Source organism: Micromonospora sp. WMMA2032 (assembly GCF_002688545.1).
In the GTDB taxonomy this organism is placed as follows: Bacteria; Actinomycetota; Actinomycetes; order Mycobacteriales; family Micromonosporaceae; genus Micromonospora; species Micromonospora sediminicola.
Genome location: NZ_CP024052.1, coordinates 3,084,890 through 3,107,170, shown reverse-complemented (window position 1 = coordinate 3,107,170; position 22,281 = coordinate 3,084,890). Strand labels below are relative to the sequence as shown.

The 22,281-nt window shown below is 75.3% G+C and carries 26 protein-coding genes; 15 read left to right on the top strand and 11 right to left on the bottom strand.

The features are described from left to right. The first annotated feature begins 33 nt into the window (after positions 1 to 33). Positions 34 to 537, top strand: coding sequence for a helix-turn-helix transcriptional regulator (locus CO540_RS13960; protein WP_099164752.1), 504 nt, complete (start codon positions 34 to 36; stop codon positions 535 to 537). A 34-nt stretch (positions 538 to 571) separates the two neighbouring features. Next, positions 572 to 2,035, top strand: coding sequence for a serine hydrolase (locus CO540_RS13955; RefSeq protein WP_099162384.1), 1,464 nt, complete (start codon positions 572 to 574; stop codon positions 2,033 to 2,035). Positions 2,036 to 2,121: 86 nt separating this feature from the next. On the opposite strand, the gene CO540_RS13950 is transcribed toward CO540_RS13955, so the two are convergent. The 4 genes from CO540_RS13950 to CO540_RS13935 form a co-directional block, all read right to left on the bottom strand. After that, positions 2,122 to 2,628 (bottom strand): hypothetical protein, encoded by a 507-nt coding sequence (locus CO540_RS13950; protein WP_099162383.1) that lies wholly within the window; start codon positions 2,626 to 2,628, stop codon positions 2,122 to 2,124. Positions 2,629 to 2,785: 157 nt separating this feature from the next. After that, complete coding sequence (locus CO540_RS13945; RefSeq protein WP_099162382.1) at positions 2,786 to 3,490, bottom strand: hypothetical protein; 705 nt, start codon at positions 3,488 to 3,490, stop codon at positions 2,786 to 2,788. Between the two features lie 2 nt (positions 3,491 to 3,492). Then, positions 3,493 to 4,281, bottom strand: coding sequence for an ABC transporter permease (locus CO540_RS13940; RefSeq protein WP_099162381.1), 789 nt, complete (start codon positions 4,279 to 4,281; stop codon positions 3,493 to 3,495). Continuing rightward, positions 4,278 to 5,177: an ABC transporter ATP-binding protein gene (locus tag CO540_RS13935; protein ID WP_099162380.1), complete on the bottom strand. Its 900-nt coding sequence runs from the start codon at positions 5,175 to 5,177 to the stop codon at positions 4,278 to 4,280. Before CO540_RS13935 ends, CO540_RS13940 begins: the two co-directional genes overlap by 4 nt. A 133-nt stretch (positions 5,178 to 5,310) precedes the next feature. On the opposite strand from CO540_RS13935, the gene CO540_RS13930 reads away from it, so the two are divergent. From CO540_RS13930 to CO540_RS13920, 3 genes are all read left to right on the top strand, one after another. Then, positions 5,311 to 6,549 (top strand): sensor histidine kinase, encoded by a 1,239-nt coding sequence (locus tag CO540_RS13930; RefSeq protein ID WP_099164751.1) that lies wholly within the window; start codon positions 5,311 to 5,313, stop codon positions 6,547 to 6,549. A 173-nt stretch (positions 6,550 to 6,722) separates the two neighbouring features. Continuing rightward, positions 6,723 to 7,394: a response regulator transcription factor gene (locus CO540_RS13925; RefSeq protein ID WP_099162379.1), complete on the top strand. Its 672-nt coding sequence runs from the start codon at positions 6,723 to 6,725 to the stop codon at positions 7,392 to 7,394. Between the two features lie 121 nt (positions 7,395 to 7,515). After that, positions 7,516 to 8,004: a hypothetical protein gene (locus tag CO540_RS13920; RefSeq protein WP_099162378.1), complete on the top strand. Its 489-nt coding sequence runs from the start codon at positions 7,516 to 7,518 to the stop codon at positions 8,002 to 8,004. A 114-nt stretch (positions 8,005 to 8,118) separates the two neighbouring features. On the opposite strand, the gene CO540_RS13915 is transcribed toward CO540_RS13920, so the two are convergent. Further along, positions 8,119 to 8,895, bottom strand: coding sequence for a D-Ala-D-Ala carboxypeptidase family metallohydrolase (locus CO540_RS13915; RefSeq protein WP_099162377.1), 777 nt, complete (start codon positions 8,893 to 8,895; stop codon positions 8,119 to 8,121). A gap of 301 nt (positions 8,896 to 9,196) precedes the next feature. On the opposite strand from CO540_RS13915, the gene CO540_RS13910 reads away from it, so the two are divergent. Continuing rightward, entirely contained in the window at positions 9,197 to 9,838 is a 642-nt protein-coding gene (locus CO540_RS13910; RefSeq protein ID WP_099162376.1) for a DUF6642 family protein, read from the top strand. Positions 9,839 to 9,869: 31 nt separating this feature from the next. Further along, positions 9,870 to 10,334, top strand: coding sequence for a PPOX class F420-dependent oxidoreductase (locus tag CO540_RS13905; protein WP_099162375.1), 465 nt, complete (start codon positions 9,870 to 9,872; stop codon positions 10,332 to 10,334). Here the strand turns inward: CO540_RS13905 and CO540_RS13900 are convergent, their stop codons facing one another. Continuing rightward, positions 10,335 to 10,976: an NAD(P)-dependent oxidoreductase gene (locus tag CO540_RS13900; RefSeq protein WP_099162374.1), complete on the bottom strand. Its 642-nt coding sequence runs from the start codon at positions 10,974 to 10,976 to the stop codon at positions 10,335 to 10,337. A 53-nt stretch (positions 10,977 to 11,029) separates the two neighbouring features. Further along, a complete protein-coding gene (locus tag CO540_RS13895) occupies positions 11,030 to 12,262 on the bottom strand; it encodes a serine hydrolase (RefSeq protein ID WP_099162373.1) in 1,233 nt (410 codons plus the stop codon). Between the two features lie 65 nt (positions 12,263 to 12,327). Here CO540_RS13895 and CO540_RS13890 point away from each other — a divergent pair, with 65 nt between their 5' ends. The 7 genes from CO540_RS13890 (at position 12,328) to CO540_RS13860 (ending at position 17,328) form a co-directional block, all read left to right on the top strand. Next, positions 12,328 to 12,921 carry a pentapeptide repeat-containing protein gene (locus CO540_RS13890; protein ID WP_099162372.1) on the top strand — a complete coding sequence of 198 codons (594 nt, stop codon included), beginning with the start codon at positions 12,328 to 12,330 and terminating at the stop codon, positions 12,919 to 12,921. A 53-nt stretch (positions 12,922 to 12,974) separates the two neighbouring features. Next, positions 12,975 to 13,427, top strand: coding sequence for a pyridoxamine 5'-phosphate oxidase family protein (locus CO540_RS13885; RefSeq protein ID WP_099162371.1), 453 nt, complete (start codon positions 12,975 to 12,977; stop codon positions 13,425 to 13,427). A gap of 206 nt (positions 13,428 to 13,633) precedes the next feature. Continuing rightward, on the top strand, positions 13,634 to 14,938 hold the full coding sequence (locus CO540_RS30920; RefSeq protein WP_253866666.1) for a hypothetical protein: 1,305 nt from the start codon (positions 13,634 to 13,636) through the stop codon (positions 14,936 to 14,938). 157 nt (positions 14,939 to 15,095) lie between these two features. Further along, positions 15,096 to 15,968, top strand: coding sequence for a hypothetical protein (locus tag CO540_RS13875; protein ID WP_253866665.1), 873 nt, complete (start codon positions 15,096 to 15,098; stop codon positions 15,966 to 15,968). 78 nt (positions 15,969 to 16,046) lie between these two features. Next, entirely contained in the window at positions 16,047 to 16,484 is a 438-nt protein-coding gene (locus tag CO540_RS13870) for a nitroreductase family deazaflavin-dependent oxidoreductase (RefSeq protein ID WP_099164749.1), read from the top strand. A 100-nt stretch (positions 16,485 to 16,584) separates the two neighbouring features. Then, positions 16,585 to 16,926 carry a DUF1330 domain-containing protein gene (locus CO540_RS13865; protein ID WP_099162370.1) on the top strand — a complete coding sequence of 114 codons (342 nt, stop codon included), beginning with the start codon at positions 16,585 to 16,587 and terminating at the stop codon, positions 16,924 to 16,926. 90 nt (positions 16,927 to 17,016) lie between these two features. Next, a complete protein-coding gene (locus CO540_RS13860; RefSeq protein WP_091581115.1) occupies positions 17,017 to 17,328 on the top strand; it encodes a hypothetical protein in 312 nt (103 codons plus the stop codon). Positions 17,329 to 17,344: 16 nt separating this feature from the next. Here CO540_RS13860 and dacB read toward each other — a convergent pair whose 3' ends face one another. Together dacB and CO540_RS13850 are read right to left on the bottom strand one after the other, a co-directional pair. After that, entirely contained in the window at positions 17,345 to 18,928 is a 1,584-nt protein-coding gene (gene dacB, locus CO540_RS13855) for a D-alanyl-D-alanine carboxypeptidase/D-alanyl-D-alanine-endopeptidase (RefSeq protein ID WP_099162369.1), read from the bottom strand. Between the two features lie 76 nt (positions 18,929 to 19,004). Next, on the bottom strand, positions 19,005 to 19,721 hold the full coding sequence (locus CO540_RS13850; RefSeq protein WP_099162368.1) for an MIP/aquaporin family protein: 717 nt from the start codon (positions 19,719 to 19,721) through the stop codon (positions 19,005 to 19,007). Between the two features lie 241 nt (positions 19,722 to 19,962). Here CO540_RS13850 and CO540_RS13845 point away from each other — a divergent pair, with 241 nt between their 5' ends. After that, positions 19,963 to 20,244, top strand: coding sequence for an iron-sulfur cluster biosynthesis family protein (locus CO540_RS13845; RefSeq protein ID WP_099162367.1), 282 nt, complete (start codon positions 19,963 to 19,965; stop codon positions 20,242 to 20,244). Between the two features lies 1 nt (position 20,245). On the opposite strand, the gene CO540_RS13840 is transcribed toward CO540_RS13845, so the two are convergent. Together CO540_RS13840 and CO540_RS13835 are read right to left on the bottom strand one after the other, a co-directional pair. Continuing rightward, on the bottom strand, positions 20,246 to 21,346 hold the full coding sequence (locus CO540_RS13840; RefSeq protein ID WP_172967846.1) for a hypothetical protein: 1,101 nt from the start codon (positions 21,344 to 21,346) through the stop codon (positions 20,246 to 20,248). A gap of 136 nt (positions 21,347 to 21,482) precedes the next feature. Beyond that, the gene (locus tag CO540_RS13835) at positions 21,483 to 22,178 is read right to left on the bottom strand and encodes a PepSY domain-containing protein (RefSeq protein ID WP_099162365.1); all 696 of its coding nucleotides are present in this window, start codon (positions 22,176 to 22,178) and stop codon (positions 21,483 to 21,485) included. Between the last annotated feature and the right edge of the window lie 103 nt (positions 22,179 to 22,281).

The following is a 22,281-nucleotide window of genomic DNA, read 5'->3' as shown; positions in this document are numbered from 1 at the left end:
CACGTAGCTACGTACTTACGTACCTTGGTGGGCGTGGCGACAGTGGAGGAACGGCTGGCGGCCCTGGAGGCGCAGGTGGCCCGGCTGTCCGGCGCGGCACCGCCGGCCGAGGCCGACGACACCGCGCCGGAGGACGTGTTCTGGGCGCTCGCCGGCCTGAAGCGGCGGGTGCCCGCCGACGGCCCCGGGGCGGTGCTCTACACCGGCACCGTCCGCACCGCCGACCGGCACTACGACTGGCAGTACGGCGCCACCGTCGACGACCTGCTCGACGGCGACTGGCCGGCGCTGGCCGGCACGCTCACCGCGCTGGCCCACCCGGTTCGGCTGCGGCTGCTGCGGGAGATCCTCGGCGGCCGGCACGGCACCGCCGAACTGGCCGACCTCGACGGCCTCGGCACCACCGGGCAGCTCCACCACCACCTGCGGCAACTCGCCGCCGCCGGCTGGCTGCGCAGCGGCGCCCGCGGGCGCTACGACATCCCGCCCGAGCGGGTGGTGCCGCTGCTGGCCATCCTCACCGCCGCGCGCCGCTGACCGACCCCACCCCACCCCGACGGGAGGCAGCACCATGCGTACCCCGACCGTCCTCACGGTCGCCGCCGGCCTCGTGGCCGCGGCCGCCGCGACCGGCCTGGCCCTCCGGGCCCCCGAACTCGGCCGGCAGCAGACCGGCGACGCCGAGCTGGCCGCGACCGTCCGCGCCGCCGTCGACGACCCCGAGGGCCTGCGCGGCCTCGCGGTGGCCTCGATCGAGGACGGCCGGATCCGGGTCGCCGGTCTCGGCGACCGGGCACCGGGCGGGCCGGCCGTCGAGCCGGGCACCCCGTTCGAGATCGGCTCGGTCGGCAAGCCGCTCACCGGCATGCTCCTGGCCCACCAGGTGGCGTCCGGCGCGGTCCGCCCCGACGACCGGCTCGGCACCGTCCTGCCGGGCGTCACCGGCCCGGCCGGCGAGGTCACGCTCGCCGAACTCGCCAGCCACCGCTCCGGGCTGCCCCGGCTGCCGACCGGCCCGTCCACCTGGGCCGGAGCCTGGTGGACGTCGCTGACCGCCGGCAACGCCTACGCCGGCGACGACGTGGACCGCGTCGTGGCCGACACCGCCGGGCTCGAACCGGGCGACGGGCGCGGCGCGGTCTCCTACTCCAACCTGGGCATGTCCCTGCTCGGCCAGGGGCTCGCCGCGCGGGCCGGTGTCGGCTACCCGGAACTGGTCGGGCGGGACGTGCTGCGTCCACTGGGCATGACCGCCACCGTGGTCGCCACCGGGCCCGACCAGCTACCCGCCGCTCGGGCGGAGGGCGCCACCGCCGGCGGCCGGTCCGCCGACGCGTGGGTGGGCGCCGGCTACGCCCCGGCCGGCATCGGCGTCTGGTCCACCGCCGAGGACCTGGCCCGGCTCACCGCCGCGATGCTCGCCGGCACCGCGCCCGGCGTCGACGCCGCCGCGCCCCGCTTCGACGCCGGGGGTGACCGTCGGATCGGCTACGGCTGGTTCACCAGCCGGTACGGCGACCGGGAGATCGTCTGGCACAACGGCGGCACCGGCGGCTTCCGGGCGTACGTCGGCTACGACCGCGCCGCCGGCCGGGGCGTCGTGGTGCTCGGCAACACCGCCCGCGACCTGGACGCACTCGGCCTGCGGCTGCTCGGGGTCACCGGCGACGCGGCGAGCGAGTCGACCGGCCTGCCGGGCTGGATCGGCGGCGGGCTCGCGCTGGCGTTCACGTTCCTCGGCGGCCTGTCGCTGTGGAGCGTCGCCCGCCGCGGACCGGACCGGACCACTGTGCTCTCCGCCGCCGTCTGGGCGGTGCTCTACCTCGGCCTCGCGCACCGGCTCGGCGACTGGTCGGTGGTCCCGGGCTGGCTCTGGCCGCTCGGCGCGGCGCTGAGCGGGGCGGCCCTGGTGCCCGCCGTCCGGCGGTGGCGGGACCTGCCCGTCGTCGCCGGCGCGCCCCGCTGGCGGCGCGCGACCGGCGCGGCGCTGTCCTTGGCCTTCGCCGGGCTGGCGGTGGCGGTGATCGCCGCCTGACCACCCACCCGGCTTTGAGATCTTGGTACGGAACCGCCCCTGGAGGGGCGCTTTCGTACCAAGATCTTCGCGGGGTGCGGGGTGGGTCAGGTGGGGCGGCGGGGTGGGAGGCCCAGGGCGGCGCGGACCTGGGCGGCCGTCCGGTCACCGGTGTGCGCCTCGGCGGCCTTGATCTCGCGGCGCAGCGCGGCGCTGCTCCCGGCTCCGGCAGCCCGCTTCCAGTGCCGCAACGCGATCTCGTGCTCGGCGAGCAGCGCGGTCATCGGCGCCTGCACGGCCGCCGGCCAACTCGTGCCCCGGAGCTGCTCCGCGCAGGCGGCATTGGCGGTGGCGACCGCACCGGCCCGCTCCCGCACCGTCCGCCACTCCCGACCGGCCTTCATCGCTTCCGCCAACTCGTCCCGCGCGATGTCGTACGGCGCGACCAGCGACAGGTAACGCCCCTTCGCCTCCTTGACGGTCAACGGCGCCGGGGAGGTCGGCGGGGCGCTCGACGGCGGCGGCAGGGCGACCTGTTCGGTCCCACCGCCGCAACCGGTGAGCAGCAGTGCCACGGTCAGGACCAGGGCCGGAGGTGCGAGCCGAGGACGCACGGGGCCTCCCATCGGGCGATCGGGGGCCCCGAGTGTAGGCCGCCCCGCCCCGCCCCGCCGCCCGCCGCCCTGCCGCGACGACCAAGGAGTTCGCGTCGAGGGCGAGCACCCGATCCGACGCAAACTCCTTGATCGACGGGGGCGGCGTGGTCCGGGGTCAGTGGTTTCGGGGGTGGGGGACCAGGCGCCAGTATTGGCGTTTTCCCTCGTCGCGCACCACGACGCCGAGCCGGGCCAGCTCCCCGTGCAGCTCCCGGGCCTCGTCGCCGTGGCCGCCGTCGACGGCCCGCTGCCGGGCCCGCAGCAGGGCGTCCGCGCCGGGTGGCAGCCCGGGCAACCCGGCCACCCACCGCCGGTAGGCGTCCCGGTGCGGGTCCTGCCCGGTCCACGGCCAGCCCTGCCGGGTGAACGCCGCGCGCAGCCGCTCGGCGCTCAGGTCGGACCGCTCCCGGGCCAGTTCGCCCCCGGCGTCGTCCAGCAGGACCAACGCCTTGCCGTCGACGAACACGCCGGTGACCCCGGCCCGGGCGACGTCCCGGCCGTGCCCGTCGCGGTGCAGCCGCACCGACCGGTGGCCGACCGTCACGGTCAGCCGCTCCCGGGCCCCCAGGAACGCCAGCACCACGCCGGCCAGCGCCGCCACACCCGCGCCGACCGGGTACGCCCGCTGGTCCGGCCACCGGTCGAGCAGCTCGAACACGCCCTGGAAGGGGAACCAGGCCAGCCCGGCGATCCAGCCGGACACGGCGGTCAGCCCGGCGCCCAGTCCCGCCCCGAGCAGCGGGAACCCGACCCACATCAGCACCAGCTCGCCGGGCCCGCCGTCGACCACGACGACGTCGCCGGGCTCCCGGGCCGCCACGGTCAGGACACCTCCCGCCGCAGCGTGCGTACCAGCCCGGCGGCCAGCGGGAGGACCATCCAGACGGCCAGCGAGACACCGAGCCGACCCCACTGCCCGGCGGTCACGTCCGGGCCGAGCAGCGGCTCCATGGTGAGCGAGGTGTCCAGCCAGCCGGCCGGCTCCCGCAGCGCCTTGATCATCGCCGACAGCACGCTCCACACGGTGGGCAGCAGCAGGTAGGTGACGATCGCCAGCGGCGTGTTCAGCAGCAGCAGGCCGAATCCGGCGCCCATCAGCACGCTGGCCACCTGGAACACCGCCGCGTACGGCAGCAGCTGCCAGTCGAACGTCCACGCCCCGGCCCCGCCGGTGGCCCGGGCGGCGAGCGTGCCGACGGCGGCGACCGCCACGCTGACCAGCACCGAGCCGAGCGCGGCCAGCACCACCGCGACGAGCTTGGCGGCGATCACCCGCTGGCGGCGGGGCACCAGCGCGAACGTGGTCAGCGCGGTGCGCTGCGACCACTCGCCGGTGATGGAGAGGATGCCCAGCACCGGCAGCAGCAGCCCCACCGGCAGCAGCGACGGGGTGAAGAAGGCGGTGAAGCTCTGATCCTCCGGCTCGACGACGAAGAGCTGCACCACCACGATCACGGCGGCGATCAGCCCGATCGTGACGAGCAGCCAGCGCCCGGCCCGCGTGTCGGCGAGCTTGCGCAGCTCCACCCCGGTCAGCCGGGCCAGTGAGGGACCGGAGACGACCGGCTCGTGCCGGGCCGGGGTCGCGGTGGGGACGGTGGCGGTGGTCATCGGACGGCCTCCTTGGTCGACGCGCCGGCGGTGAGGGTGAGGAAGAGCTGTTCCAGGCCGCCGGTGCCGGCCGGGCGCAGTTCGGTGAGGACCAGCCCGGCGTCGGCCGCCGCCTGGCCGACCTCTCCCGGCTCGGCGCGGACGACGAAGCCGCCGTCGGTGCCGGCGGTGGCCGGCAGCGCGGCCCGGTCCAGGGTGAGGCGCAGGGCGTGCTGGTCCCGGGCGCGGACCAGCGTGCCGGCACCGGCCAGCAGCTCGTCCTTGCCGCCCTGGGCGACCACCGTGCCGCCGCCGATGACCACCAGCCGGTCGGCCACCGCCTCCACCTCCCGCAGCAGGTGGGAGGAGAGCAGCACCGTGCCGCCCCGGTCGGCGAAGTCGCGCAGCAGGCCGCGCATCCAGAAGATCCCCTCCGGGTCCAGGCCGTTGGCCGGCTCGTCGAGGATCAGCACCCGGGGGTCGCCCAGCAGCGCCAGCGCCAGGCCGAGCCGCTGCCGCATGCCCAGGGAGTACGCGCCGACCCGCCGTCGCGCGGCGGTCTCGTTCAGCCCGACCAGGTCCAGCTTCGCGGCGACCTGCCCCCGGTCCACGCCCATGGTGCGGGCGGCCAGGGCGAGCGTCTCCCGGCCGGTGCGCCCGGCGTGCTGGGCCGAGGCGTCGAGCAGGACGCCGATCTCCCGCCCGGGGTTGGGCAGCTCACGGTAGGGCCGGCCGGCGACCGTGGCGCCGCCCGAGCTGGGCGGCGTCATCCCGCAGATCATGCGCATCGTGGTGGACTTGCCGGCGCCGTTCGGGCCGAGGAATCCGGTCACCGTGCCCGGTTCGCAGCGGAACGTGACGTCCTCGACGGCGGTGTGCGGGCCGTACCGCTTGGTCAGGTGGTCGACTTGGATCATGCCGAGAAGCCTGCCGGGGCCACCCGGTGATCCGCTGCGGCCGCCGGTAGCTGCCGGCGCCGACCGAGGTTCACCGCAGACGTCGACTTTGGTAGCTGGCAGCCGGTCCGGGCGGCTACCTACCATGGGGCGGGTGAGCAGCGCCGTCGTACCCGATCACCCCTGGCTCCTGCCGGGCTCCCTGGTGCCCGCCCGGGCGCCCCGGCGGACCCCGCGGGACTGGTTCGTCGACAGCCTGCTGTTCCTGGTCGCCCTGCTCTGGGTGCTGGTCGCGCACGAGGACGCGGTCAGCCGGGACCCCGAGTTCGCGCTCAACGTCGGCCCGGACTGGCTGATCGGGATCGACCTGCTCGCTGGCGTGCTGGCGACCGTCGCGCTCTGGCTGCGCCGGCGCTGGCCGGTCGGGCTGGCCGTGGCCACCGCCCCGCTGACGTTCTTCTCGGTCACCGCCGGGGCCGCGCTGCTGATCGTGCTGTTCACCGTGCTGGTGCACCGCCCGCTGCCGCTGGGGCTGACCCTGGTCGGCTGGAACGTGGTCACCTCGCTGCCCTACATCGCGCTCCGCCCCGACCCGGCCATGCCGCTCTGGGCGGCGATGGCCTGGACCGTGCTGTTCCTCGGCATCGTGGTGGCGTGGGCGCTGTTCGTCCGGGCCCGCCGCCAGCTCGTGCTGTCGCTGCGCGACCGGGCCGAGCGGGCCGAGGCTGAGCAGCAGCTCCGGCTCGAGCAGGCCCGGCACCTCGAACGCGGCCGGATCGCCCGCGAGATGCACGACGTGCTGGCCCACCGGATCTCCCTGCTCAGCCTGCACGCCGGGGCGCTGGAGTTCCGCCCGGACGCGCCGCCGGAGGAGGTCGCCCGGGCGGCCGGCGTGATCCGGGCCAGCGCGCACGCCGCGTTGCAGGACCTGCGCGAGGTGATCGGTGTGCTGCGGGCCGAGGTGAGCGCCGACGCCACCCCGGAACGGCCGCAGCCGACGCTCGGCGACGTGCCGGCGCTGGTGGCGGAGAGCCGGGACGCCGGGGTACGGGTGAGCGTGGTCGACGAGGTGACCGAACCGGCCGAGGTGCCGGCGGCGATCGGGCGCAGCGCGTACCGGATCGTGCAGGAGGGGCTCACCAACGCGCGCAAGCACGCGCCCGGTGCGGTGGTGACCGTCCGGCTGGCCGGCGGCCCCGGCGACGGGCTGGCGGTGGAGATCCGCAACCCGTGGCCGGTGGGCGGTCCGGTCACCGCCATCCCCGGCACCGGCACCGGGCTGGTCGGCGTCGCCGAGCGGGTCACGCTGGCCGGCGGACGCCTCGACCACGGCCGGGACGCCGACGGCGACTTCCGGCTGACCGCCTGGCTGCCCTGGGCGGTGGCCCCGTGAGCGCGAGGAGTGAGCCGGGTCTGCGAGCCCCGCAGTCGCGAACAGGAGAAGCCTCGTGAGCGCGAGGAGTGAGCCGGGTCTGCGAGCCCCGCAGTCGCGAACAGGAGAAGCGTCGTGAGCGCGAGGAGTGAGCCGGGTCTGCGAGCCCCGCAGTCGCGAACAGGAGAAGCCCCATGACCGGGTCCGTGCGGGTGTTGATCGTGGACGACGACCCGCTGGTCCGGGGCGCCCTGTCGATGATCCTCGGTGGCGTGCCCGACCTGACGGTGGTCGGCGAGGCCACCGACGGGGCGGAGGTGCCGGCGGCCGTCGCCGCCCACGCGCCGGACGTGGTGCTGATGGACATCCGGATGCCCCGGGTGGACGGGTTGGCCGCCACCGAGGCGCTGCGCGCGACCGCGGAGCCGCCCGAGGTGCTGGTGCTGACCACGTTCGACGCGGACGAGCAGGTGCTGCGCGCGTTGCGCGCCGGGGCGAGCGGCTTCCTGCTCAAGGACACCCCGCCGGCGGAGATCGTGGCCGCGGTGCGCCGGGTCGCGGCCGGGGAGGCGACGTTGTCCCCGGCGGTGACCCGCAAGCTGATCGCGCACGTGACCGCCGCCGCGCCGGCCCCGGGCCCGGATCCGAAGCGGGACCGGGCGGTACGGCTGCTGGGCGGGCTGTCGGAGCGGGAGCGGGAGGTCGCGCTGCTGCTCGGCCGGGGGCGTACGAACGCGGAGATCTCCGCCGAGCTGTTCATGAGCGTGGCGACGGTGAAGGCGTACGTGTCCCGGCTGCTGACCAAGCTCGACCTGAACAACCGGGTGCAGGTGGCCTTGCTGGTCCAGGACGCCGACCTGGTCTGACCGCGGTCACCCGCACACCGTCTCGCGGGATTGAACTGTCGCCGTTCCCGGGCCGTACCAGTGGTCGAGGATGTGGTGCGGCCGGTCCGCCGCACCGCTGCCGAGCTGCGGGAGGCCTGCCGTGCGAGTTGGTGAGCAGTCGACGGATCCCATCGACCAGATCCTGGGCGAGGTGCCGATGCCGGCGCCGTTGACCCCGGAGGACGTCCGCCTCGCGGTCCGGGCGGTGGTGGTGCACGCCGCCGAGGAGTGGCCCGCGGGGCCGAAGTGCCGCAACGACGGGGCGGCGTTCCCCTGCCGGTTGCACCGTTGGGGGCGCCGGGTGCTGGAGACGCACGGCCTCAACGAGCGTCAGATCGACGCGCTGATCCGGCACGGCAATCCGTTCGTGCACGTACCGTTCCCGTTCGTGCTGGGCGGGCCGTCGGCCCGTCCGGCCGCCGGTCAGCCCGTCCGGCCGGGCGCCCCGGGCCAGCCGTCCCGGTCCGCCGTCCCGGTCGCGCGGGGTCCGGTCCCACGGGTCGCCGCGCCGCCGGTGCGGCCCGGTCCGCGACCCGTCGCCGGGCGGCCCGCCCCGGTCGCCCGGCCGCGTTGGCCCCGGGCGAGCTGACGCCCGTCCCTCGGGTCGCGACGTGGCGTCGGCCGCGCCGTACCGGGGTCACGACGGCGGCGGCCCGGCGCGGGGAGCCCCCACCCCCGCGCCGGGCTGCCGTCGTCCTCAAGGTCAGTTGACCGCGCAGTCCGGTGCCGACCAGTCGGTGGTGTTCGCCGTCTTGTCCTTGGTGTTCTCCCGACGCGAGTCCACGTGGGTGTGGTCGTCGTGGTCCGGGTAGCCGGGGCCGTAGATGCCGCTGAAGCCCTGGTCCCGGGCCGAGCGGGCGATCTCGCAGAGGGTCCGGTCCCGCGAGGTCAGGTCGGCCGCGTTGCCGTAGAGGTGCTGGCTGTCCGCGGCGCCGCCGACCTGCTTGTTGCAGGCGATGCTGCGGAACCCGCTGGACACGTAGAGCGGCTTGTCGCCGAGGCTGCGGCGCAGCGCCTCCAGCTTCCACATGATGCGTACCGCGTTCTCCCGGGTGGCGGACGACGAGAGCGGGCCCCCGCTCCACCCGCCCTTGCCGCAGCCGTTGTCCAGCTCGCTGTAGCTGAAGTGTTTCGGCGTGCAGTCGTCGTCCTGGAGGTCGTAGATCTTGGCGAAGGTCTGCGGTCCGGCCACGCCGTCGGCGCGCAGTCCGTACGCGGACTGGAAGCGCTTGACCGCGGCGGCCGTCTCCGGGCCGTACTTCCCGTCGATCCGGACGACGCCGGCGTATCCGGCCCAGCCGGCCACCCGGATCTGGAGCTGCCGGACGTCCTCGCCGGAGCGTCCCTGGGACAGGGTGCGGGGCCAGGTGTAGCAGCCGTCGGCGTGGGCCGCCGGTGCGGCGACGACCGTCGCGACGGCGGCCCCGGGCAGGGCCAGCGCGAACGCGACGGCCGCCCGCTTCAGGGTGTTGACGCGCACAGGAGTCCTCCCGATGAGAGCGGAACTGGGGTTGGGACGGGGCACATCGACCGCTACGTCCCGTCCTTCTCACCGTGACAGCCGCCGGGCTCCTTCGTGGTGATTAGCGGAAATTGTTCTCGCATTTGCTTGTTGCTGGGCATTGCCTGTGAATAGTGGCGTTTGTGAATCGGACGGGCGGGCACCATCAGCGCACGGGGTGACACCGAGGGTGATGTCACCTGTCGGACGGGGGCGGTAACGTCTGCTGCCGGGCCCGGGGCGACCCGGGCGGCGACCCTCGCGGGCGGGGAGGTGGGCGTTGGCGCGTGGCGGCGTGTTCTGCGTCGAGGGGCAGTGGCACCGTGACCTCAACGAGCGGGGCTCGGTCCTGCCCACCCTCGAACTGCTCGAACGGCTGGGCCGGATCCGCTACATCCACAAGGACGCCGCCACCCGCGACGAGCTGTTCTACTTCCTCGACCGGTGGCTGCTCAAGCAGTACGCGGACCACCGGGTCGGCTTCTTCGCCATGCACGGCGAGCCGAGCCGGCTCTGCCTCACCGACTGGGACTCGGTGGAGTTGGCCGACGTGGCCGAGCGGATGGCCGGCCGCTGCGAGGGGCGCCGCCTCTACTTCGGCAGCTGTTCGGTGCTGCGCGCCTCGGACGCCGCGCTGCGCGGGTTCCTCGATGTCACCGGGGCGGCGCTGGTCTGCGGTTTCACCCGCGAGGTCGACTGGGTCGAGTCGGCCGCCTTCGAGACCGTGCTGCTCGACGTGCTGGCCAACGGGCAGCGGCACAACGCCGCCGAGCTGCGGATGGGCTCGGCGCACTGGGCGCCGCTCGCCGCGTACCTCGGTTTCCGGGTGATCTACGCCAACGGCCGCGCCTGGCGGCCGACCGCGCGCCCCCGTGTGCCGGAGCAGGTCTCCCCGCGGCGGGCCGCCGGCCGCCCGCGCTGAGATCCGGCCGCCGGCCTGGTAGAACCGAGGGATGCCACGCAGCATCGCGCGCAACACCCGGGTCGACCGGGACGCCCTGACCGAGTTCCTCCGCCCCCGGCACCGCGTCGTGCTGATGACGACCCGCTCCGACGGCCGCCCTCAGTCCTCCCCGGTCTCCTGCGGGGTCGACGCCGAGGGCCGGCTGGTCGTCTCCACCTATCCGGAGCGGGCCAAGGTGGCCAACATCCGTCGTGATCCGCGCGTCTCGGCGTGCGTGCTCTCCGACGACTGGGACGGCCCGTGGGTGCAGGTGGAGGGCACGGCCGAGGTGCTCGACCTGCCCGAGGCGCTGGAGCCGCTGGTGGACTACTTCCGCAGCATCTCCGGGGAGCACCCGGACTGGGACGAGTACCGGGCGGCCATGGTGAAGCAGGGCAAGTCGCTGATCCGGGTCACGATCTCCTCCTGGGGTCCGATCGCCACCGGCGGCTTCCCGGCCCGGCTGGCCGACTGATCAGTACGCGGCGGTGAACCGCGCGTTGCCGAACCTCGGGTTCTCGATCTCGTCGACGATCGCCACCGCCAGGTCCTCGTAGGTGAGCACCGAGCGTCCCTGCGCGTCGGTCACCGGGTGGTCGGTGCCGGTGCGGTAGTGCCCGGTCCGCTCGCCCGGGTGGAATTCCAGCGGCGGCGGGGAGACGTACGTCCAGGTCACCCCGTCGGCGCTGGAGCGGTAGAACTCCAGCGCGTCGGCCTGGCCCTCGGCCGAGTCGCGGTAGTCGGCCGGGAAGTCCGGCTCGTCCAGGTAGCGGGTGCCCTTCGGGGTGAGCAGCGTCGCGCCGCCGCCGACGTGGATCACCCGGGGCGGGTCCGGCAGCTCGCGCAGCGTGTCGACGAGCGTCCGGGCGGCGTCGCGCCACAGCGCGCGTTCCCCGCCGCCGATGGCCACCACGACCACGTCCGCCTCCTCGGCCAGCTCGCGTACGCTCCGCGCCGAGGTGGCGTCGCCGGTGACCGTGCGGACGCCGGGCGGCAGGTAGCCGACGGCCTCGGGGCGGCGTACCGCCGCGGTGACCCGGTGCCCCCGCTCGACCGCCTCGGCGGCGATCCGGGAGCCGGCCGTCCCGCCGGCGCCGAACACGACGATGTCGCTCATGCCTCACAGGCTAGGCAGCGGGCTGCCGGGCGGGTGCCGTTCCGCCGAACCGGTCAGTCGACGAGCGCGGAGTAGACGAGCTGGCGCAACTGGCTGCGCAGCGGATAGGTGCTCGACGGCATGAGCTGGGTGAACAACAGCGCGGTGACCTCCTCCACCGGGTCCACCCAGAACGCGGTGCTGGCCAGGCCGCCCCAGTAGTACTCGCCCACGCTGCTGGGCACCCGCGACGGCACCGGGTCCAGCACCACGGCGAAGCCCAGCCCGAAGCCGATCCCGTCCACGACGGTCTCGGCGAAGCCCTCCGGGGAGAACGAGGCGAGGTCCCGGTTGCCGGGCAGGTGGTTGCGGGTCATGAAGCGCAGCGTGCGGGGGCCGAGCAGGCGGACCCCGTCCAGCTCGCCGCCGCGCAGCAGGAACTGGGTGAAGCGGTGGTAGTCGGCGGCGGTGGAGACCAGACCGCCGCCGCCGGAGTGCCAGCTCGGCTCCGCCAGCGCCGCCCGGCCGACGCCGTCGGCGCGTACCGCCTGGCCGGTCGCCGGGTGCGGGGTGTAGAGGGCGGCCAGCCGCTTGGCGTCCGCCGCGTCGACCCACCAGCGGGTGTCGGTCATCCCGAGCGGGCGCAGGATCCGCTCGGCGAAGAACGCCTCCAGCGACTGCCCGGAGACCACCTCGACCAGGCGGCCCAGCACGTCGGTGGAGACGCCGTAGTTCCAGCTCGTGCCGGGCTGGAACAGCAGCGGCAGGCGGGCCAGACCGGCCGAGGCCGCGGCGAGGTCCGCGCCGGCCGGCACGCCCAGGTCGAAGCCCGCCGCCCGGTAGAGGCCGTCGACCACCGAGACCTGGGCGAAGCCGTACGTCAGGCCGGCGGTGTGGGTGAGCAGGTGCCAGATCCGGATCGGCTCGGTCGCCGGCACGGTGTAGGGCTTGAGCACGGAGCCCTTGTCGTAGACCCGGACGTCGGCGAACTCCGGCAGCCAGCGGCTGACCGGGTCGTTGAGCTCGAACCGGCCCTCCTCCCAGAGCATCATCGCGGCGACCGAGGTGATCGGCTTGGTCATCGAGTAGATGCGCCAGAGCGTGTCCGCCTCGACCGGCGTGCCGGCCTCCCGGTCGCGCAGCCCGTAGGTGGCCGAGTGGGCGATCTCGCCCCGCCGGGTGACGACGATCTGCCAGCCGGCGAGCCGGCCGTCGTCCACGTAGCGGGCGAAGTGCTGGTCGATCCGCGCCAGCCGGGCGGGGTCGAAGCCGACGCGGTCGGGCTCGGTGCTCACTGCGACACTCACGACGCGAACCTACCGGCCGGTACGGCGGGCGGGAAGTGTCGGCCGCCCACACTAGTGTCGGCGGCATGCCCGAACCGGTCGAGGACGTCACCTACCGCCAGCAGGACTGGTACGCGGAAGACCTGGTCGACCGCCACTTCGTGCGCTGCGAGTTCTTCGACGTCGACCTGACCGAGGCGGTCAGCCGGGGCGCGGTCTTCACCGAGTGCGTCTTCGGCTCCGTGGCGTTCAACGCCTCCCGGCACACCGACTCGGCGTTCACCCGGTGCTCCTTCACCCGGTGCAACCTGTTCGAGGCCGAGTTCACCGGCTGCAAGCTGGTCGGCAGCACCTTCGACCGCTGCGACCTGCGCCCGCTGCGGGTCGACCGGGGTGACTGGTCCTTCGTCGCGCTGCCCGGCGCCGACCTGCGCGGCGCGCGGTTCACCGACGTACGGATGCGCGAGGCCGACCTGACCGGGGCCGACCTGACCGGCGCGGTGCTCACCGGCGTCGACCTCTCCGGCGCCCAGTTGCACGCGGTCAAGCTGAGCCGCGCCGACCTGCGGGGCAGTGACCTGTCCGCGCTCGACCCGACAGCGGTGGAGCGGGCCGGCGCGCGGATCGACGCCGAGCAGGCGGTGCTGCTGGCCCAGGCGCTCGGGTTCCAGGTCGGCTGAGTTCGCGGGAAAAGACGCCGCGCCCTGTCAGGTTTCCCGGACAGACTGGGCCCATGACGTGGTGGTCCGACCTGGTGGCGTCCGAGCCCGACTTCGCGGCGCGGGTGCGGGCCTGTTTCGCGGTCCGCAAGCACGCCACGATGGCGACGCTACGGCGGGACGGCTCACCCCGGATCAGCGGCACCGAGGTCGACTTCGGCGACGACGGGCAGCTCCGGCTGGGCAGCATGGCCGGCGCCGTGAAGGCCCTCGACCTGCGACGTGATCCTCGGGTGGCAGTGCACAGCCCGACCGAGGACACGCCGCCGGACGATCCGTCCGCCTGGGCCGGGGACGCGAAGATCGCCGGCCGGGCGCACGAGGAGCCGCCGGCCGAGGACGGCTCGCACCGGTTCCGGGTCGAGGTGACCGAGGTGGTGCTGACCCGGGTCGGGGACCCGCCGGACCACCTGCTGATCGAGAGCTGGCACCCGGACCGTGGGCTCCGCCGCCGCGAGCGGCGCTGACCCGGCCCGGATCACCCGCCACCTCGGGGGATTGGCGGCAACCGGTCCGTTCGGAAGGGGCCACCCCGCCGGAACGGCGGCGGGCGCGCGGCGACTGTCGGGAAATTGGCCTGGGTCGACGGCTTCTCGACGATCGAGGGGTGTGTCATCCTGCCCTGCGGCGAGCCACGGTGACGGCCGCCGGCGCGGTGGCCGAGGGAGGGTCCGTGGCCGAGGACGAACTCACGCAGTCCGGAATCCGGGTCGGCGGCTGGCTGCCCGCCGTACCGGACGGGCCGGCCGGCACGCCGCCGGCGCCCGCCGGGCCACGCCGCCTGCCCGGCGATCCGGACCTCCCCGCGGGCCCTCCGGTCGGCCCGGAACCCCCGACGGCGGAGCACGCGGGTGAGGCGCCCGTGGTCGACGCGATGCCGGCGCACCCCGCCGTCGGCGGGTCCCCGCTGGTCGGACCCGTACCGGCCGGACCGGTACCGACCGGGCCCGGACCAGTCGGTCCGGCGCCCGCCCGATCGTCGGCCGGCGACGGCGACGGCGACGGCCCCGCGACGCGGGGCGTGCCGGTGTCGCCCCACCTCGACGGGGCGTGGGACGGGAGAACGCCGGGTCGGCACTCGGCGCCGGAGAGTCTCCGCGCCCGGCTCGCCGACCTGGCCGGCCCGCTCACCGCCCGGGTGCGGGCGTCGTCCGCCCGGCTGCCCGAGGCCGCGCGCCCCGGGCCGGCGTCGGCGCCCGACCAGCCGGCCACCCGGGTGGCCGCGGCCCGCGCCCGGCGGCGACGCCGACGGGTCGTCCTCACCACCGCCGCGCTGACCGTGACGGTGGTGGCGCTGGCGTACGCGGCGCGGTCGCCGGAGCCACCGGCCGGACGGCGTTCGGGCCCGCCCGCGGCGGCGCCCACCGCGTCGGCGCCGGCCCCGACCGCGGCGCCCCCCACAGTGGTGCCGGACACCGGCAACCCGGCCCTGCCCGGTGGGCCGCTGCTCGACCTCGACCAGGAACCGGTGCCCCCGTCGGTGTCGCTCAGCCTGCTCGGGACCCGGGACTGGCGGCACTGGGGCGGCACCGGCGCGGACAGCGTGCAGCGCAAGCAGCGCGGCACCGGCGAGATCGAGGACCCGGGCGGTGACCGGCTGGAGCACAACGCCGGGGTCGCCGACCTCAACTGGACCGACGGCACCCCCACCGCGCGGGAGGAGGGCACCCGGGCGGGCGTCTTCCAGCGGGGCGCCGGGAAGACCTTCACGCTCGCCGTGGCCGGCAGCGGGGACCTGCGGACGGTGCGGCTGTTCGTCGGCGCGTTCTCGGCCGGGGCGCGTCTCGACGTGTCGCTTCCCGGCGGCCACGACCCGGCCGTCCGGGAGGTGGCGCTGGCCCGGGGCGACCGCTTCTACCAGTACGTGGTGCACTTCCGGGCGCCCCGCGGTCAGCGGTTGCTGATCACCTGGCGGGCGCTCACGGTGACCGGGGGGCAGAACGACGGGGTGTCGCTGGAAGCGATCACGGTAAGCTGAGCGACCGCGCGGCCGGTCCGGACCGCTACCGCTTGGTAACGAACTGGAAACGCCCGTCGGCCCACATATGGCGCAAAGGGCCGTCCGGTGACACCGTGAAGCCCGTCGCGCTCCGGTCGCCCCTCGACGGCGCCGGGTGACCCGAAGCGGAGGGTGTGTGGGCGAGGAGGATCGTTCGCGAACCGGCCCCGGCTCACACCGTGAGGGCCGCCCGAACACCCGGTCCGCGCTGCGCCGACTGCGGCGCCGGCGACGGCTGGCGCTGGAGGGTCTGGCCGCGTTCCTCTGCTTGGCCGCGCTGGTGGCCTATCTGGGCACCGAGCACCACGACACACCCCGCGAGGAGAGCGCGGCGCTGCCGGTGGCGCCGACCGGCCGGGTCGGGCTGCCGAGCGAGGGGGACGGCGCGGTCGCCACTCCCGGCCTGCGACCCCGGCAGCGGCCGCCGTCGCCGAGCCCGTCGCCGTCCACGGTGGCCCCGTCCCCGGTGGCCCCCACGCTCGCGGTCAGCCGCGCCGAGGTGCCGGCCACCGTCGACCTCAGCGCCGTCGGTGCCGTCGACTGGGTCCACTGGGGACTGCTCGGCGCCGACCGCACGGTACGCAAGCGGGGCGGCTCCGGCGCGATCCGGGACGAGGGCGGCCGGGGGCGGCGGGAGAGCTACAGCAACAACCCGGAGGAGTACGCCTGGCGCGACGGCGTGCCGGTCCGCTCGGCCAGCGGCACCATGTCGGGCGTCTACACCTGCGACCGGGGCAGCGGCTTCACCCTGACCGTGGCCGCCGACGGGCAGCAGCGCACCGTGCACCTCTACGCCGGGCTGTGGATGGCCCGGGGCCGGCTCGACGTCCGGGTCGCCGGCGGTCCGGTCAGCACGGTCCGGATGGAGGATCCGCACACCGCGCTCACCGCCGACTTCACCATCCGGTTCCGGGCTCCGCGCGGCGCGAAACTGCTGCTGAGCTGGACCGTGGAGGAGTCGCTCGGCCAGTGCGGGAACGTCAGTCTCCAGGCCGCCGCGCTGCGCTGATCGACGATCGCCGGGTGCCCGGCCCGGGCCGGCGGTACCGTGGGCCGGACCAGCCCGAACGATCTCCGGAGCGAGGCGATGACCACCAGCGAGCAGGTGCGCGACAGTCCCGAGGGGTGGGTCGCCGACCACATCCGGCGCTATGTGGAGACCGGCGGTGCGGAGGGGCACGAGTGGCGGCCCGGGGTGTTCACCCTGCTGCTGACCACCCGGGGCCGGCGCTCCGGTGACCTGCGGCGCACCGCCCTGATCTACGGTCGGGACGGCGACGCGTACCTGGTGGTCGCCTCGCGCGGCGGATCGCCGCGGCATCCGGCCTGGTATCTGAACCTCCTCGCCGACCCCGAGGTCACGGTGCAGGTCGGCCCGGACACGTTCCGGGCCCGGGCGCGCACCGCGACGCCGGAGGAGAAGCCGCGCATGTGGCGTGCCATGACGTCCGTCTGGCCGGCGTACGACGAGTACCAGACGAAGACCGACCGGGAGATCCCGGTGGTGGTGCTGGAGCGGATCTGACCGCGCTTACCCGCCGGGTAATCGACCGGGCGCGGACGCCCGCGCAGAATCGGTGGCACCTGCCGCGTCGCGAGACCGGCGCCGTCACCGGGGAGGAACCATGCCTGCGTTCGCGCTCGCCAGCCTGCGTCCCGCGCAGCTCAACGAGGAGATCCTGGAATACATCGAGAAGGTGCAGTCGACCTTCGCGCCGTTCGGCGGGCGGTTCCGGGTGCACGGTGCCGAGCCCGAGGTCCTGGAGGGCACGTGGCCGGGCACCGTGGTGATCGTCGAGTTCCCGGACGTCGAGCGGGCCCGCGCCTGGTACGCGTCCCCGGCGTACCAGGAGATCCTGCCGCTGCGGACCCGGAACATCGAGGGGGAGACGATCATCCTCGACGGGGTCGGCCCGGACTACGACGCCGCCCGCACCGCCGCCCGCATGCGGGCCGCCCGCGGCTGAACCGCCGGGACAGTTTGTCCGTCGCGTCGGGGGCGGGGCGTCGTACGTTTTCGACGTCCCGCCCGACCATCCTCAGTGGAGGAACGACCGATGAGCCGCCCCGCGCCCGTGGCCCCCGCCCGCCCGTCCCCCGACGGCGGTGTGCTGCGGGAGATCCCGCTGCCGCCGTACGTGACGGTCGAGGACGTCCAGTTCGCCGTGCGGGCGGTGGTGGTGCACGCGCCCCGGTCCTGGTCGGGCGGGACGATCTGCCGCAACGACGCCAGCCCGCACCCGTGCCGCCTGCACAGCTGGGGCCGCCGGGTGCTCGCCCTGCGTGGCCTGCCGCCGGCCGAGATCGACGCGCTGGTCGAGCGGGGTGACCCCACCGCCGACCCGCGCCCCTACCGGCCGGGGGCCTGAGCGCCCGGGCCGCCGGTCAACAGAGGGCCGGCTTGACCCAGGAACACTCCCGCCCCTCCGGCACCCGGGGTGAGTCCGGCGCGGTCGGCACCGTCATCCGGGCCGTGGTCGCCCCCTTCTCGGTGTAGGTGGCCAGCGCGATCGCGATCTGGTCCTCCAGACCCTTGACCGACGAGGTCAGGTAGTTGTTGAGCACGATCGAGAAGGCCAGCAGCCGGCCGTCGGCGTCGGTGACGTAGCCGGAGAGGCCGGACGCGCCGGTCAGGCTGCCGGTCTTGGCGTGCACGTTGTCCGCGGCGGCGGTGCCGACCATCCGGCTGCGCAGCGTGCCGCCGACCAACCGGTCCGGGTTGCCGGCGACCGGGAGGGCGGCGTACCAGGTGTCGAACCAGGGCTCGGCGCGGACCGCCGACAGCAGCGTGACGAACTGGGCCGGCGGGACGAGGTTGCGCCGGGACAGCCCGGAGCCGTCGCGCTGACGCAGCGTCCCGGTGTCCACGCCGGCGTCCCCGGCGTACTCGCCGATGGCGGACAGGCCGGCGGCCCAGGTGCCCGAGCCGGAGAGGACCCGGCCCAACTCCTTGGTGAGCACCTCGGCGTGGCCGTTGTTGGAGAGCTTGAGGAACGGCACCATGAGATCGGCCAGCGGCATCGAGTCGTGCCGGGCCAGCGGCCGGGCGGTGTCCGGGGTGGCCGCGCCGAGCACGGTCCGGCCGAGCACCCGTACGCCGTGCCGGCGCAGCGCGGACCGGAAGACGTCGGCGGCGTAGCCGGTCGGCTCCCAGACCGTCACCCAGTCGCTCTCGGTGGTCTGACCGACCGCGATCTGCCCGGTCACCACCACGGTGTTGCCGCCGTGCGCGCGCTCGATGGAGAGGGTCGTCTCGCCCCCGGCGACGGTCTGGGCCCGGTTGTCGACGCGCAGCCAGCCGTTGTCCGGCGTCATCGAGATCTTCGGCCGGGAGCCGGCCCGCGCCCCGGGTTCGGCGTGCACGATCACCGTGCCGGCGTCGTAGTCGGTGTCCGGGGCGACGGTCAGCGCGGACACCTGCGCCGCGTAGTAGTAGGGCTCGTCGTCCCAGGTCCAGTCCGGGCCGAGTCGGCTGCGGTCGTAGCGGGTGTCGTCGGCGACCAGGTCGCCGGTCACCACCCGTACGCCCGCCGCGGCGACCTGCTCGGCGAGCTGGTCGTAGTCCGCCGCCAGCATCGTCGGGTCGCCCCCGCCACGCAGGTAGAGGTCGCCGGAGAGCAGCCCGGCGCGACGCGGCCCGTCGGTGCTGACGTCGGTGGTGAAGCGGTGCCCGGGGCCGAGCAGCTCCATCGCGGCGGTCGAGGTGAGCAGCTTGGTGTTCGAGGCGGGGACGAGCCGCCGTTGCCCGTTGCGGTCGTAGAGGGTGCGGCCGGTGGCGGCGTCGACCACGACCACGCCGGCCTGGGCGCCGTCGAGCCGACTGTCGGCGAGGATCGCGTCGATGGTCGCGTGCAGCCGGGTCTGCGCGGGGGTGGGCGCTTCGGCCGTGGCGGTGGTGGGGCCGGCGGCGGCCGCGGTGGCGACCAGCACCGACACCGCGAGTGCCCGGATGAAGAGACGGCGATGCATGTGTCGATGCTGCCATGGAGTTTTCCTGCGGGAAAGCCTCCGCGGCGAAAGGTTATTGCCAACCGCCGGCGCAACCTCAGGGGCGCGGTGTGGCCACCCGCTCCGCCGGTCCCGGACCGTCCGCCCCCCGGCGCAGGATCAGCGGCGCGGCCAGGGCGGCGAGCGCGCCGCCCAGCAGCGGGAAGACGATGAACACCCAGAGCTGGCGCAGCGCGGTGCCGCCCTGGAACAGGGCCGGACCGAAGGACCGGGCCGGATTGACCGAGGTGCCGTCCAGGGTGAGGCCGACCAGGTGCGCGGCGGCCAGCGCGAGACCGATCGGGACCCCGGCGAACGCGGCGTGCTCACCGCGGCCGGTCACCACCAGCACCACCAGGACGAAGAGGAACGTCAGCACCGTCTCCAGCACGGCGGCGCCGCCCAGGTTGATGTGCGCGCCGTACCCGTTGGTGCCGAGCGCGCCGGTCTGGTCGACCACGTCACCCCAGCGGGTGAGTGCCCAGATCACGAACGCGGCGACGGTGGCGCCGGCGAACTGGGCGATCCAGTACGCCACCGCGCCCAACGGGGAGATCTTCCCGGAGAGCAGCACGCCCAACGTGACGGCCGGATTGATGTGGCTGCCGGAGAGCGGCCCCATCGTGTACACCAGCGCCAGCATGGTGAAACCGAAGGCCAGGGCGACCACCACCACGCCGCCCTGGACCCGGGCGAAGACGGCGCTGCCCACGCCGAAGAAGATCAGCAGCAGCGAGCCGAGGAACTCGGCGACGTACCTGCGCGGGTCGTCCATTCCCCGAGCTTATGGATCCGCCGGCCCTCGGGAGGGGAAAACCCCTGTTCACGCCGACCGCGGCCGATCCGCCGACTCCATTTGACGGATCCCCGTCCAGGGGGCACCGTGGGTGGGGAGGGGCCGTGTACCGCCCCGCTTCCGTGCGGCGAACGGTGGTTCGCCCACTTCCGGGTCGCGAGCCGACCGCGTGGGCCGTGTCGCCCGCGGATCCCGAAACCCAGCCATGAGGAGTTCCGCCATGCTGACCATGACCGACAACGCCGTCCTGGTGATCCGAGACCTCGCCGCCCAGCAGGACGTCGGTGACGCGGGCGGGCTGCGCATCGCCGCCGACACCGAAGCCGGCGCGCTCTCCATCGAGCTGGTCCCGGAGCCCGTGCAGGGCGACCAGGTGGTGGACACCCAGGGGGCCCGGATCTTCCTCGACTCCGATGCCGCCGAACTGCTCAACGACACCTCGGTCGACGCGGTCGTCGACGAGGAGGGCGTCGTCCAGTTCGGTTTCACCGAGCAGGAGTGACTCAACCGGCGCGGCGGGCCTCCCCGCCGCGCTGCCGGCCGGCGCGTCCCCGCTCCGGGGCGTCCCGGCCGGCCCACGGCGACCCCTCGCGCCGCTCCCGGTCCGGACCGGCGAGCGCGGCCAGCACGTGCGCCAGGTGGTGCGACGTGCTCCAGGCGATCCAGTTGGCCGCCGAGCCCGCGCCCGCGCCGCGCCGGGCCCGGCGCAGGATCTCGTGGTCGCCCCAGGAGAAGCCGGCCCCGGCCGCCGGCCAGTGCGGGGCGGCCACCAGCGTCCGGCACAGGTCGGCGAAGCGCTCGTCGCCCCGCCCACCCCGCCGGGACCAGCGGTAGACCCACCACGCGTCCTCCGCCGTCCACCGCACCGTCGGGAGCCGGTCGCCGGGGGCGTCCGCCCCGCGCGCCGCGCAACTCACGCCGTAGTCGCCGTAGCCCAGGCGGAGGTCGGCCACGCGCTGCCAGAGCAGCCAGTCGTAGCGCTCCAGCCGCACCGGCTCGTCGGTGGGGAGCCGGGACAGCGCCGGTGGCATCCCGCCCGCCGCCACGGTCACCGAGCGCCAGGCGTGCCGCCGCGCCCACTCGGCCGCGCGGCGCACCCGCGGCTCGGCCAGCCGGACGTCGGCGGGGCAGCACACGTCCCCCGCGTCCAGCAGCAGGTCGCACTGCTCCGGCATCAGCCCGGTCGACCGCCACACCCGCTCCACCGCGGCGGTGGTGGCGTCCGGGCCGGCCCGGTCCGGGCCGGTCCGCAGCCGGACCACGGCCCGCCGCGCCCAGGCCCGGGCCGCGACCCCGTGGGCGGCGAGCCGTCGGTCACTCTCCGCGAGGCCGATCACCGGCACCAGTGGTACGCCCCAGCGCACCGGATCGTGTTCCGGGGCGTCCGGCAGCGCCGACGCGTCGACGGCCGGCAGCAGACCGGCGGGAAGTCGACCGAGAGCCTCCGCTGTGGACGGATCGTCGGGCGGGACGTCGACGACCGGGGCGAGCAGCGCCGCGGCGGCGTCGTCGAGGTGGGCCAGGGCTTCCAGTTCACCCCGCCGGCCGGCCAGCACCGGGCGGTAGACCGGGTCCGGCCGTCGACCTCCGGGTGCGGGCACCATAATTCAATGTAGCGGGGCGATCGCTCTCCGTCACCAGAATCTGGCCCCGGTGCCGGTCGGCGGCCGCCGCCGCGCGAACGTCGTCGGGGCCGGACGCGGACCCCGCCGCGTTCCGGCCCCGACACCCGGTCGCCGGTCAGTCGTCGTCGCCGTGGTCGTCGTGCCGGTCGTGCGTGCCGCGGCTGTCGTCCCGGCCCCCGTCGTCGTCCCGGCCCCGGCTCCCGTCGTCGTCCCGGCCCCGGCTCCCGTCGTCGTCCCGGTCCCGGCTGTCGTCCCGGCCCCGGTCGTCGGCGCCGGCCCGCTCCCGCTCGACCTCCAGCACGGAGCCGGTGCCCCGGTCGACCTTCACCTCGTGCCGCCAGCCGTCCCGGTCCACCTTGACGCTCCACGCCGGACGGCCGTGCTCGGTCTCCGCCTCGACCTCGGTGACCCGGCCGCCCCCGGTCCGGGCCAGGGCCACCTCGGCCGCGCGCTGCCGGCTCACCGTGCCGCCGGTCGCCGCACCGGTCGCGTCGTCGTCCACCCCGCGTCGGGCCGGGTCGTCCTCGCCGCCCCCGGCGCTCCGTCGGGCCGGGTCGTCCTCGCCCACGGCGCCCGGGCCGGTGGTGCCGTCGTCGTCCACCCCCTGCCGCTCCGGGTTGTCCTCGCCGGGCGCGCCAGTCCCGGTCGTGTCGTCGGCCCCCTGCCGGGCCGGGTTGTCCTCGACCGTCACGGCCGCCGGCGCGGTCGGCCCGCCCGACCGCTCGGCGGCGGTCACACCGAGCGCCGCGCCGGCCACCGCCAGCACCGCCACACCACCGGCCGCCGCCAACACCAGGGAAGTTCGTCGCATGTCGCCACCTCTCCTCGATTCCTGGCGTCGAGACTGCGCCCCGGACGGTCGCCGTCGCGCTAGCCGAGGGACAAGGCCGGGTTAAGGCGGTGAGACCGGGCCG

What these genes read in the sequence shown, in the direction of transcription:
- CO540_RS13835 (WP_099162365.1), bottom strand. Translation starts at nt 22,178, where the DNA reads ATGCGACGAACTTCCCTGGTGTTGGCGGCGGCCGGTGGTGTGGCGGTG.
- CO540_RS13865 (WP_099162370.1), top strand. Translation starts at nt 16,585, where the DNA reads ATGCCTGCGTTCGCGCTCGCCAGCCTGCGTCCCGCGCAGCTCAACGAG.
- CO540_RS13890 (WP_099162372.1), top strand. Translation starts at nt 12,328, where the DNA reads ATGCCCGAACCGGTCGAGGACGTCACCTACCGCCAGCAGGACTGGTAC.
- CO540_RS13860 (WP_091581115.1), top strand. Translation starts at nt 17,017, where the DNA reads ATGAGCCGCCCCGCGCCCGTGGCCCCCGCCCGCCCGTCCCCCGACGGC.
- CO540_RS13940 (WP_099162381.1), bottom strand. Translation starts at nt 4,281, where the DNA reads ATGACCACCGCCACCGTCCCCACCGCGACCCCGGCCCGGCACGAGCCG.
- CO540_RS13900 (WP_099162374.1), bottom strand. Translation starts at nt 10,976, where the DNA reads ATGAGCGACATCGTCGTGTTCGGCGCCGGCGGGACGGCCGGCTCCCGG.
- CO540_RS13885 (WP_099162371.1), top strand. Translation starts at nt 12,975, where the DNA reads ATGACGTGGTGGTCCGACCTGGTGGCGTCCGAGCCCGACTTCGCGGCG.
- CO540_RS13840 (WP_172967846.1), bottom strand. Translation starts at nt 21,346, where the DNA reads ATGGTGCCCGCACCCGGAGGTCGACGGCCGGACCCGGTCTACCGCCCG.
- CO540_RS13850 (WP_099162368.1), bottom strand. Translation starts at nt 19,721, where the DNA reads ATGGACGACCCGCGCAGGTACGTCGCCGAGTTCCTCGGCTCGCTGCTG.
- CO540_RS13845 (WP_099162367.1), top strand. Translation starts at nt 19,963, where the DNA reads ATGCTGACCATGACCGACAACGCCGTCCTGGTGATCCGAGACCTCGCC.
- CO540_RS13925 (WP_099162379.1), top strand. Translation starts at nt 6,723, where the DNA reads ATGACCGGGTCCGTGCGGGTGTTGATCGTGGACGACGACCCGCTGGTC.
- dacB (WP_099162369.1), bottom strand. Translation starts at nt 18,928, where the DNA reads ATGCATCGCCGTCTCTTCATCCGGGCACTCGCGGTGTCGGTGCTGGTC.
- CO540_RS13870 (WP_099164749.1), top strand. Translation starts at nt 16,047, where the DNA reads ATGACCACCAGCGAGCAGGTGCGCGACAGTCCCGAGGGGTGGGTCGCC.
- CO540_RS13955 (WP_099162384.1), top strand. Translation starts at nt 572, where the DNA reads ATGCGTACCCCGACCGTCCTCACGGTCGCCGCCGGCCTCGTGGCCGCG.
- CO540_RS13935 (WP_099162380.1), bottom strand. Translation starts at nt 5,177, where the DNA reads ATGATCCAAGTCGACCACCTGACCAAGCGGTACGGCCCGCACACCGCC.
- CO540_RS13905 (WP_099162375.1), top strand. Translation starts at nt 9,870, where the DNA reads ATGCCACGCAGCATCGCGCGCAACACCCGGGTCGACCGGGACGCCCTG.